Source organism: Vibrio sp. SNU_ST1, from assembly GCF_030563405.1.
Lineage (GTDB): Bacteria > Pseudomonadota > Gammaproteobacteria > Enterobacterales > Vibrionaceae > Vibrio.
On sequence record NZ_CP130748.1, the window covers coordinates 2,609,987 to 2,620,890 of the forward strand.

Below are 10,904 nucleotides of genomic sequence, written 5' to 3' on the forward strand. Positions count from 1 at the left end.
TGAGGCAATGAGACTAAAAGGATTTTCTAATGATTAAATTTGGTACAGGTGGCTGGCGCGCGTTTATTGGTGAAGAGTTCACCAGAGACAATGTTCGCCTTGTAGCGCAAGCGCTCGCTAACATCATCAATAATGAAGATGCAGCGAAAAATGGCTTCGTTATTGGCTATGACCGTCGCTTCCTTTCCGATAAAGCGGCATGTTGGTTTGCTGAAGTACTTGCGGCGAACAACATCAAAGTAAGCTTCATTGATAAGTTCGTTCCAACACCTATCGTGATGTTCCAAGCAAAAGAGATGGGGTGTATTTACTCTGCGTGTATTACCGCTTCTCACAACCCTGCGGACTATAACGGCATCAAGGTGTTCATTGAAGGTGGACGCGATGCTGACGAGATCATCACAGAGAAGATCGAACAGCAAATCGCAACACTGACCAACGAAGATGTTATACGAGTCGATTTCGAACAAGCGTTAAACGACAAAGAAATCGAGATCATCAACCCGATGAACGACTTTGTTGATTCAATCATCAACTTCATTGATATCGATTCGATAAAGAAAGCCAATCTGCGCGTACTGATTGATCCAATGTTTGGTGTTGCGAAAAATGCTCTGCAAACAGTACTGATCAACGGTCGCTGTGATGTCGATGTAATCAACGATGGTAAGAACCCAGATTTCGGGGGCCTAATGCCTTCTCCGAATGCCGCTACGCTCTATCGCTTGAAGCACTTGGTGGCAGCAGAAGGATATGACATTGGTATTGGTACTGATGGCGATGCCGACCGTTTAGGGATCATTGATGAGAAAGGTCACTTCATTCACCCTAACGAAGTACTACTCCTACTTTACTACTACTTACTGGAATACAAAGGCTGGAAGGGCTCTGTCGTTCGTAACATCGCCACCACGCATCTACTAGACAAAGTAGCGGCGGATCATGGTGAGAAGAGCTTTGAGGTTCCTGTAGGCTTTAAGCATATCAGCTCTCAAATGGATGCGGATGATTCACTGATTGGTGGTGAAAGCTCGGGCGGTTTAACCATTCGAGGTCACATCAAAGGTAAGGATGGCGTATTTGCTTCAAGCTTACTGGTTGAGATGATCAGTGTGACAGGCAAGAAGCTGTCTGAATTACTTGATGAAATTTACTCTAAGTATGGCTATGCCTACACCGCTGAAGGAGATTGCCAGTTTAAACCTTCAGAGAAAGAAGCGCTCTACACCAAGATTTACGTAGAGAAACAACTGCCTGAATTTGAATACGAAATTGAAAAAGTTAGCTATGAAGATGGTGCCAAAGTGTACTTCAAAAATGGCGGCTGGGTGATCGCCCGCTTCTCCGGAACAGAGCCGTTACTGCGAATCTTCGCAGAAATGGAAGATAAAGACACTGCAGAACGTGTTCTTCAAAAAGTGAAAGACTTCCTCTCTCTATAGATTTATAGAGTGCAGCAGTTTTGAATGGGACTTAACAAACCACTGCCTTGTTAAAGCCTATAGGTGAAGAACTCTTGCCCAGTACTCTGTATCAAAGTACTGGGCTTTTTTACGAATGCATTTTACTTTCGGCAGAAAGTATACTTACTGCGTATCATTAAAACGCCAACACACCTTTAGTATCTACTTTTACGGTTACCGGCATGCCAACACCTAGAGCCTCTGAAGAGGTTGCTAACAGTTTCTGACCGTTAGCTTCAATCACATAACGACAGTGGTCGCCCATAAATTGTTGTTCCAACACGGACAAATTACTGTCAACATCATGACTCGCCACTATATGTTGTGGTCTTAGTAACAACGCACATTCCGCACCCACTTCAATCTGAGTTTGTGCTTTCGCTTCTATCAGACCCAAGCTCGTTTCAAATTCGTTATCTGAAATACGCTTTGCATTCAAGTAGCTACCACCACCTAAGAAATCAGCAACAAACTTACTCGATGGGTGGAAGTACAACTCAGATGCTGAACCATATTGCTCAATCACACCATGGTTCATTACCGCCATTTTATCTGAAAAAGCGAATGCTTCTTCACGGCTGTGCGTTACAAAAATAGCAGTAACACCCTGCTTTTTAAATATTTTACGAATCTGAGAGATCAACTCATGGCGAACTTGAGTATCAATATTTGAGAAGGGTTCATCCAATAACAATAAGTCTGGCTTGTACGCTAAAGAACGAGCAATCGCTACGCGCTGCTGTTGACCACCAGAAAGTTGATGTGGGTATCGGTCACCGAACTCATCTAAGTGAACGAGCTCCAACATCTCTTGAACTTTCTCTTTCTTTTGCTGCTCAGAGAGGCCTTTGAGGCCAAAGCAGATATTCTGGTTTACCGTCAAGTGCGGAAACAGGGCGTAATCTTGAAAGATCATTCCGATGTTTCTCTGCTCAGGTGGTAACCAGTTGTCCCCATCGTCGATGGTTTGACAGTTCAAGCTCATGACACCACTACTCAATGGAAGCAAGCCGGCAATCGCTTTAAGCAGCGTAGTTTTACCACAACCACTGGCACCAAGCAGACAAACAATTTCACCATGCTCAACTTCTAAAGAAAGAGATTCCAAAATAGTTTGGGACTCGTACTTACAAGTCAGATCTTTAATTGATAATGCACAACTCATTAGTGTTTCTGCTCCAAGGAACGGTTTACGATAATCAGAGGAATTAAACCCACTAACACCAATAATACAGCAGGCATCGCCGCCAACTCGAGGTGTTCATCTGAGGCATAGTTATAAACATAAGTCGCCAATGTTTCGAAATTGAAAGGGCGTAGCAGTAATGCCGCATTTAACTCTTTCATTGATTCGATAAACACCAATAATCCGGCGATCAATGCGCCTCGTTTAATCAAAGGTAAATGAACACGACGTAACATCTGGTTGGTATTGCAGCCCATTGTCTTAGATGCCATATCCAATGAAGGAGAAACTTTACTCAAGCTACTTTCAATGCTGCCAATTGCAACCGCTGAAAAACGCACGACCATGGCAAAGATAAGTGCAAACATAGAACCAGAGAAGATCAAACCTGGTCCTGTCCATTCCATCACTTTTGCAATGTCGTTGACTAAGTGATCCATAAACAACACAGGGACCATCACACCAATGGCTAACACGGTGCCTGGAACGGCGTAGCCCATGGAAGCGATACGCATATAAGCCTGGTTTTTCTTACTTGGGCTAACACGTTGATTGAAGTTCACAATCAAAGCAATAACGACACCAATAATTGCAGCGACTACCGAAACATAAAGGCTATTAACGGCATACTCTCTGAATTCAGGGGTCCAGCTTTGAGCAAAATATTTGTAGGCATAAATCATTAACTGGGCAAGAGGGAACAAGAATGCGACACACACCAACCCCCAACACCAAAACAATGCTAGCCACTTCTTCCAACCGGAAAGGTCGTAACGAAAATCTTCACGACTACTGAATTGATTCTGGAATAATTTCTGTTTGCGACGGCTATAGCGCTCTGAACTCAATAGTAGGATCACGATAACCAGCATGATCGCCGATATTTTCGCAGCAGCCGTTAAGCTGGAGTAACCTAACCAAGTATCGTAAACCGCAGTCGTTAAGGTATTGACTGCAAAGTAACTTACGGTACCAAAGTCACCAATGGTTTCCATTGCAACCAGCGATAGACCGACCGCCATTGATGGACGAACAAGCGGCAAGGAAATACGACGAAAACTTACCCAAGGTGAACATTTTAGCAACCGAGCGGATTGCAATAAGGAGACGTTTTGCTCCATAAACGCCGCGCGGCATAGCAAATAAACATAGGGGTAGAGAACAAGTGACAGAACAATAATAGCTCCGAACAAGGTTCTAATGTCTGGGAACCAGTACTCTCCAGGGCCCCACCCTGTTAAATCTCGTAGCAGAATTTGAACCGGACCAGCAAAGTCGAACCAATCGGTAAAGATATACCCGACAATATAGCCTGGCATTGCTAATGGCAGCACTAACGCCCACTGTAAAACGCGCTCTCCTGGAACACGGCACATTGCCATAATCCAAGCTGACGGAATACCAAAAGCCAAAGACAGGGATAAGGTTCCTATGACTAAAACCACCGTATTATAAGTATAGGTGGGCATTACTGTGGACATAAGATGAGAAAATAGCTCATCAGTTTCTCCAACAGCAGTCGTAAAAATCGCTAAAATCGGTAAAACCAGCAATACAGCAATGATACAGCTACTGGTGTTCCATAAATAATTCTTTTCTTTCATCGCCTAACTACAACGAGGCTTAATGAAACACAAATGCATTTGCAAATACATCTCATATCCTTTTAATGGGGGGTTATTTATACCCATATACTGTAATGACTTCAAGGTGAGATGCTCATAACTCTGGGGATTAATGGGGAGCTTTGTATCAAAAAGTGATTTTCCAAAACAAAACAACCCCAAGTTACCGAAATGGCGACTTGAGGCTGTCATTTTACTTGGGCCGAAGCCTACAGTAAAAAATTATAGATCGAACTTAACTTCGTCTAGTAGCTTGATTGCTGCTGCGTGGTGGTCAGCAATTTGGTCTAGAGAAATTGTATCAGCTTTGAATTCACCCCAAGAAGCAACAAGCTCTGAAGGTTTAACATCAGCTTTAACTGGGTATTCGTAGTTCACTTCTGCGTACATGCCTTGCGCCACGTCACCAGATAGGAATTCCATTAGCTTAACTGCGTTCTCTTTATTTGGAGAGAATTTAGCCATTGCCATACCAGAGATATTTACGTGAGTACCTGTTGTCTCTTGGTTAGGGAAGTTAAGGTAAACAGCGTCAGCCCAAGCTTTTTGCTCTTTATCGTTAACCATCTTACCTAAGTAGTAGCTGTTACCAAGAGAAACGTCACATAGACCTTCTTTGATCGCTTTAACTTGTGCACGGTCATTACCTTGAGGCTTACGTGCTAGGTTTGCTTTTACGCCTTCTAGCCATTCTTTCGTTTCAGCTTCACCTTTGTGAGCAATCATCGAAGATACTAGAGAAACATTGTATGGGTGCTTACCGCTACGAGTACAGATTTTACCTTTGAACTCTGGCTTAGCTAGATCAGCGTAAGTGAAATCTTCACCTAGACGACCAACACGGTCACGAGAAGAGTAAACACTACGTGTACGAGTTGTTAGAGCGAACCACTCGTTAGCTGTGTCTTGGTACTGAGCTGGGATATTCTTTTCTAGAACATCACTTTCTACAGCTTGAACTAAACCTTTTTCAGTTAGCTCGGATAGACGGCTGATATCAACAGTTAATACCACATCTGCTGGGCTGTATTCGCCCTCTTGAGCTAGCTTCTCTGCTAAACCTTTCTTAGCAAACTTAACATTCACCTCGATGCCAGTCTCTTTTGTGAACTCATCAAACATAGGTTCAACAAGGAAAGGTTGACGGTAAGAGTATACGTTTACTTCTTCAGCAGCGATTGCAGCCGTTGGTGCGATTGCGCTACATGCTAGAGCTGAAAGAGTTAGCAGTTTTTTCATTGGTAAAGTCCTTTATATCGAAATGATAATGTCTATCAGTTGCGTTATTATATTTATTAAAATATTAATTTCAATGATAGAACACAAAAAAACCTGCTCATGAGAGCAGGTTTCAAGTGGGTAATATGTAAATGTTTGTAAATTATAGATTAGTTAACAACGTTCTATTTTACAGACACAAACTCTGGGTAAGCGCCAACACCACAATCGTGCATGTCCATACCTTCCAGCTCTTCATCTTCAGTTACTCGGATACCGATTGTCGCTTTAAGCACTGCCCATACCGCTAAGCTCGCTCCGAATACCCATGCAAAGATGACTGCTGCACCCAACAATTGAGCACCAAATGTTGCATCAGCATTGCTTAGTGGAACAGCCATTAAACCGAAGAAACCACATACACCGTGTACCGAGATAGCACCCACTGGATCGTCAATCTTAGCTTTATCTAGAGCAATGATACTGAATACAACCAAGGCACCAGATACAGAACCAATCGCTACCGAAAATAGGGGGGATGGAGATAGAGGATCTGCAGTGATTGCAACTAGGCCAGCTAACGCACCGTTCAGAATCATTGTTAGGTCGGCTTTACCCCAAGTTGTTTTACATACTAGTAGTGCTGCAATCGCACCTGCTGCAGCTGCTGCGTTGGTGTTAAGGAAGATTTGACCTACTGCTGTTGCGTTCTCAAAATCCGAAACCATTAGTTGAGAACCGCCGTTGAAACCGAACCAACCAAACCAAAGGATAAATGTACCTAGCGTTGCCAGTGGCATGTTTGAACCTGGAATCGGGTAGATTTCACCGTTCTTACCATATTTACCTTTACGAGCACCCAGTAGAAGCACACCCGCTAACGCTGCTGAAGCACCGGCCATGTGTACGATACCTGAACCAGCAAAGTCACTGAAACCAGCTTCTGATAGAAAACCACCGCCCCAAGTCCAGTAACCTTCCATTGGGTAGATGAATGCTGTTAGCACGACAGAGAAGATAAGGAATGACCAAAGTTTCATTCGCTCAGCAACCGCACCTGATACCACAGACATTGCTGTTGCAACGAAAACGACTTGGAAGAAGAAGTCTGATTCTAATGAGTGGTCTGCACCTTCACCTTGAGTACCAATCAGAGTACCAAATGACGGCAACCAGCCACCTTCGCCGTTATCTACATACATAATGTTGTAACCAACGACTAAGAAAGTCGTACAAGCAATTGCGTACAAACAAATGTTCTTAGTTAAAATTTCTGTGGTGTTCTTTGAACGAACGAGGCCAGCTTCTAACATCGCAAAGCCTGCAGCCATCCACATTACCAACGCACCTGAAATGAGGAAGAAAAAAGTGTCTAGTGCGTAACGTAGTTCCGTTACTGTTGTTGTAAGTTCCATATTAAAGTCTCCAGTCCTTGTAATTCTTTAAAGTGCTTCAGCATCCATTTCACCGGTACGAATTCGTACGGCTTGGCTTAGGTCATACACAAAAATTTTGCCATCGCCGATTTTTCCGGTGTGCGCCGCTTGGCTAATCGCTTCAACAACTCGGTCAACATTTTCAGCTTGGGTTGCAATCTCTAGCTTTACCTTTGGTAGGAAGTCCACTTGGTACTCTGCACCACGATACAATTCAGTGTGCCCCTTCTGACGACCAAAGCCTTTCACTTCAGAAACCGTCATACCTTCAATACCCACATCAGAGAGCGCTTCGCGTACATCGTCTAATTTGAATGGCTTAACAATGGCATTTATTAATTTCATATTCTTTCCTTAAATTCTTCACTTAATCCGTTAATACTCTTATTACAATCCAAGTAGCGTGCCAAAACTTTAAGTATTTGATTTTAAATAACATGAAGAGTATTGAATGGTAAAAACAAAAAAGGCCGCACCAATATGGTGCGGCCTTTTCACTATCTTAATGCGTAGCGCTATTGTTGCTCCAGTTTTGGGCAACTGAGCCTTCAAAACTCTAAGTGACTCAAGAATAGAGGCTAACTAAGATTAGAAAGTTAGACCTTAATAACCTAAAAAGTCCATCCAACGTTCGATGAGCAACTCGAAATCGTCAATTCCGCAGCTTGCTTCGCTTTCACAATTATAGAAATCGAACTCACTGCCCTCTTCCATCTCTTGTTCGTGCCCTAGCACATTTTCTTGAATCGTTACGTCATCTTCATTGATCGCTAGGCTGATCTCTTTGCCTAGTAGCGTCACTTCATTGCTCAGATCTTGTCGAGATTGCTCAATCAACGCCATCACATGATCCAGTTTCTGCTTATCTTTCCCGATCTCTTCTTGAAGCCAGCGGCCAACAATTTCATGACCCATGCTGCACTTTACATAGTACTCGCCCATTAAAGTGTTTCGTGTAAATTCAAATTCCATAAAGGCTCCGCGCACTAATGACAGATAGGGTAAAAATGAGGCGAGAGTATATAGCGAAGTCATCAAGAGATCGAGTCGCTCGTCGTCCAGCATTCAGACATAAAAAAACGCCTACCGAAGTAGACGCTCTATCATTTGGGTTCCCCTAAATAGTTGGAGTTGCAGCTAGGCGACAAGTACGTTCCCCCCCCTATGAGCATAGAAGCTCTATGTGATTAGGGTGAACGTACGCAGTCAACAACGCTGCTGCTACAAATATAACGAGGAACTAGGCTGGTTCTTGGAAAATAACCGTGTCTGCTTTGTCCGTGTACTGACCCATTTTATGGAAATTCAGGTAACGGTATGTATCGGCAGCGGTTGCATTGATCTTATCAGCGTACGCTAAGTACTCTTCTTTAGTTGGAATACGACCAAGAATCGCACCAACAGCAGAAAGTTCGGCAGAAGCTAGATAAACGTTCGCACCATTACCTAAACGGTTCGGGAAGTTACGAGTAGACGTAGACATAACCGTCGAAGCATCAGCAACACGAGCTTGGTTACCCATACATAATGAACAACCCGGAGTTTCGATACGTACCCCAGCACGACCGAAGATGCCGTAGTAGCCTTCTTCTGTCAGTTGGTCTTTATCCATCTTAGTTGGCGGAGCAACCCATAGGCGAGTATTTAAAGAGCCATTGAACTCTTCAAGCATCTTACCAGCAGCACGGAAGTGGCCGATGTTGGTCATACAAGAACCGATGAACACTTCTTGAATCTCTGTGCCTTGAACGTCAGATAGAAGACGAGCATCATCTGGATCGTTTGGTGCACATAGGATTGGTTGATCGATGTCAGCAAGGTCAATCTCGATAACGTGCGCGTATTCCGCATCTGAATCAGCAGATAGCAACTCAGGGTTCGCTAACCACTCTTCCATTGCCGTGATACGACGCTCAATCGTACGAACATCCCCATAACCTTCAGCAATCATCCACTTAAGCATAACGATATTCGAGTTCAGGTACTCATCGATAGACTCTTGAGATAGCTTAACCGTACAACCTGCAGCAGAACGCTCAGCAGATGCATCAGAAAGCTCAAATGCTTGCTCAACAGATAAGTGCTCAACACCTTCAATTTCTAGTACACGACCAGAGAACTCATTGATCTTTCCTGCTTTCTCTACCGTTAGTAGACCTTGCTTGATGCCGTAAAGCGGAATTGCATGTACTAGGTCACGTAGTGTGATACCCGGTTGCATTTCGCCTTTAAAGCGAACCAAGATAGATTCAGGCATATCAAGAGGCATAACGCCTGTTGCCGCAGCAAATGCTACCAAACCAGAACCAGCAGGGAATGAAATACCTAGAGGGAAACGAGTATGCGAGTCACCACCTGTACCTACAGTATCAGGAAGAAGCATACGGTTTAACCATGAGTGGATAACACCATCACCCGGACGAAGTGAAACACCCGCGCGGTTCATGATGAAATCAGGCAGTGTATGGTGAGTGTTTACATCAACTGGTTTCGGGTATGCAGATGTGTGACAGAAAGACTGCATCACAAGATCCGCAGAGAAGCCAAGACAAGCCAGATCTTTCAGCTCATCACGCGTCATAGGACCGGTAGTATCTTGAGAACCTACCGTTGTCATTTTAGGTTCGCAGTACTGACCCGCACGCACACCTTCAACGCCACACGCTTTACCTACCATCTTCTGAGCTAACGTGTAGCCTTTATCAGAAGCAGAAGGATCGATTGGTTTAGCAAACAGATCGGTTTCAGCTAGGCCTAGAGCATCACGAGCACGACCAGTTAGGCCACGACCAATGATCAGTGGAATACGGCCACCAGCACGCACTTCATCAAGAAGTACTTTGCTTAGCTCAAAGTTTGAAATCACAGAACCGTTCTTGTGAACAACACCTTCGTACGGGTAGATATCAATGATATCGCCCATGTTCATGTCTTGTACGTTCAGTTCAATTGGTAGTGCGCCTGAATCTTCCATTGTGTTGTAGAAGATTGGTGCAATTTTACCACCAAGGCAAACACCGCCAGTACGCTTGTTTGGTACGAATGGGATATCTTCACCCATGAACCAAAGTACTGAGTTTGTTGCCGATTTACGTGAAGAACCTGTACCAACAACATCACCAACGTAAGCCAGTGGAACGCCGTCTTTTTGCATTTCTTCAATTTGATTGATTGGACCAACGCTACCCTGTTCATCAGGAGTAATGCCATCACGTTCCATCTTCAGCATCGCTTTCGCGTGCACTGGGATATCGGGACGTGACCATGCATCAGGCGCTGGCGATAAGTCATCAGTGTTGGTTTCACCGGTAACTTTAAATACTTTAACGGTGATCTTTTCCGCTACTTTGTTTTTAGCTGTGAACCATTCAGCATCAGCCCAAGATTGAAGTACTTGTTGTGCTGAAGCGTTACCTGCTTTCGCTTTCTCTTCTACGTCATAGAACGCATCGAACATCAGTAGAGTATGAGACAGGGCTTTAACTGCGATTGGAGCAAGCTCAGCGTCATCTAGTAGAGATACTAGAGATTCGATGTTGTAACCGCCTTGCATAGTACCAAGTAGCTGTGCAGCTTTTGCTTTGCTTACTAGTGGAGATGTTACTTCACCTTTAGTGATAGCAGTAAGGAAGCCTGCTTTTACGTAAGCAGCTTCATCTACACCCGGTGGAATGCGGTTTTCTAGTAGATCAAGAATGATTTCTTCTTCACCTTGAGGTGGATTCTTCAGAAGTTCAACTAGGCCAGCGACTTGCTCAGCATCTAGTGGTCTTGGGACAACTCCCTCGGCAGCACGTTCTTCGACGTGTTTACGGTAGGCTTCAAGCACGACTTTTTTCCTCTCATTGCGGTTCACTTCTTACCTTCATAATTATTAGTAAAATAAAGAAGCGAACATCCTTGGAAACTTGGCTCTCCATTGCCATTTTTGTCATTCAATTTGTATTGATGAGCGGCGTCTTAGAGGCCAAACTGT

At 44.0% G+C, this 10,904-nt stretch carries 8 protein-coding genes; 1 reads left to right on the forward strand and 7 read right to left on the reverse strand.

Annotated features, from left to right (window positions below):
* Nucleotides 1-29 precede the first annotated feature (29 nt).
* Entirely contained in the window at nt 30-1,442 is a 1,413-nt protein-coding gene (locus Q5H80_RS11380; RefSeq protein ID WP_304564817.1) for a phosphoglucomutase/phosphomannomutase family protein, read from the forward strand.
* 157 nt (nt 1,443-1,599) lie between these two features.
* Here the strand turns inward: Q5H80_RS11380 and Q5H80_RS11385 are convergent, their stop codons facing one another.
* The 7 genes from Q5H80_RS11385 to acnB form a co-directional block, all read right to left on the reverse strand.
* Nucleotides 1,600-2,628, reverse strand: a complete 1,029-nt coding sequence (locus Q5H80_RS11385) for an ABC transporter ATP-binding protein (RefSeq protein WP_009847571.1) — start codon at nt 2,626-2,628, stop codon at nt 1,600-1,602.
* Entirely contained in the window at nt 2,628-4,253 is a 1,626-nt protein-coding gene (locus tag Q5H80_RS11390; protein WP_304564818.1) for an iron ABC transporter permease, read from the reverse strand. Before Q5H80_RS11390 ends, Q5H80_RS11385 begins: the two co-directional genes overlap by 1 nt.
* Before the next feature lie 243 nt (nt 4,254-4,496).
* Entirely contained in the window at nt 4,497-5,513 is a 1,017-nt protein-coding gene (locus Q5H80_RS11395) for a Fe(3+) ABC transporter substrate-binding protein (protein ID WP_012604721.1), read from the reverse strand.
* Between the two features lie 164 nt (nt 5,514-5,677).
* Nucleotides 5,678-6,907 (reverse strand): ammonium transporter, encoded by a 1,230-nt coding sequence (locus tag Q5H80_RS11400; RefSeq protein WP_012604722.1) that lies wholly within the window; start codon nt 6,905-6,907, stop codon nt 5,678-5,680.
* 27 nt (nt 6,908-6,934) lie between these two features.
* Nucleotides 6,935-7,273 (reverse strand): P-II family nitrogen regulator, encoded by a 339-nt coding sequence (gene glnK / locus Q5H80_RS11405; protein ID WP_004738200.1) that lies wholly within the window; start codon nt 7,271-7,273, stop codon nt 6,935-6,937.
* 258 nt (nt 7,274-7,531) lie between these two features.
* On the reverse strand, nt 7,532-7,900 hold the full coding sequence (locus Q5H80_RS11410) for a YacL family protein (RefSeq protein WP_304564819.1): 369 nt from the start codon (nt 7,898-7,900) through the stop codon (nt 7,532-7,534).
* Between the two features lie 268 nt (nt 7,901-8,168).
* Nucleotides 8,169-10,757 carry a bifunctional aconitate hydratase 2/2-methylisocitrate dehydratase gene (gene acnB, locus Q5H80_RS11415; protein WP_304564820.1) on the reverse strand — a complete coding sequence of 863 codons (2,589 nt, stop codon included), beginning with the start codon at nt 10,755-10,757 and terminating at the stop codon, nt 8,169-8,171.
* Nucleotides 10,758-10,904 lie beyond the last annotated feature (147 nt).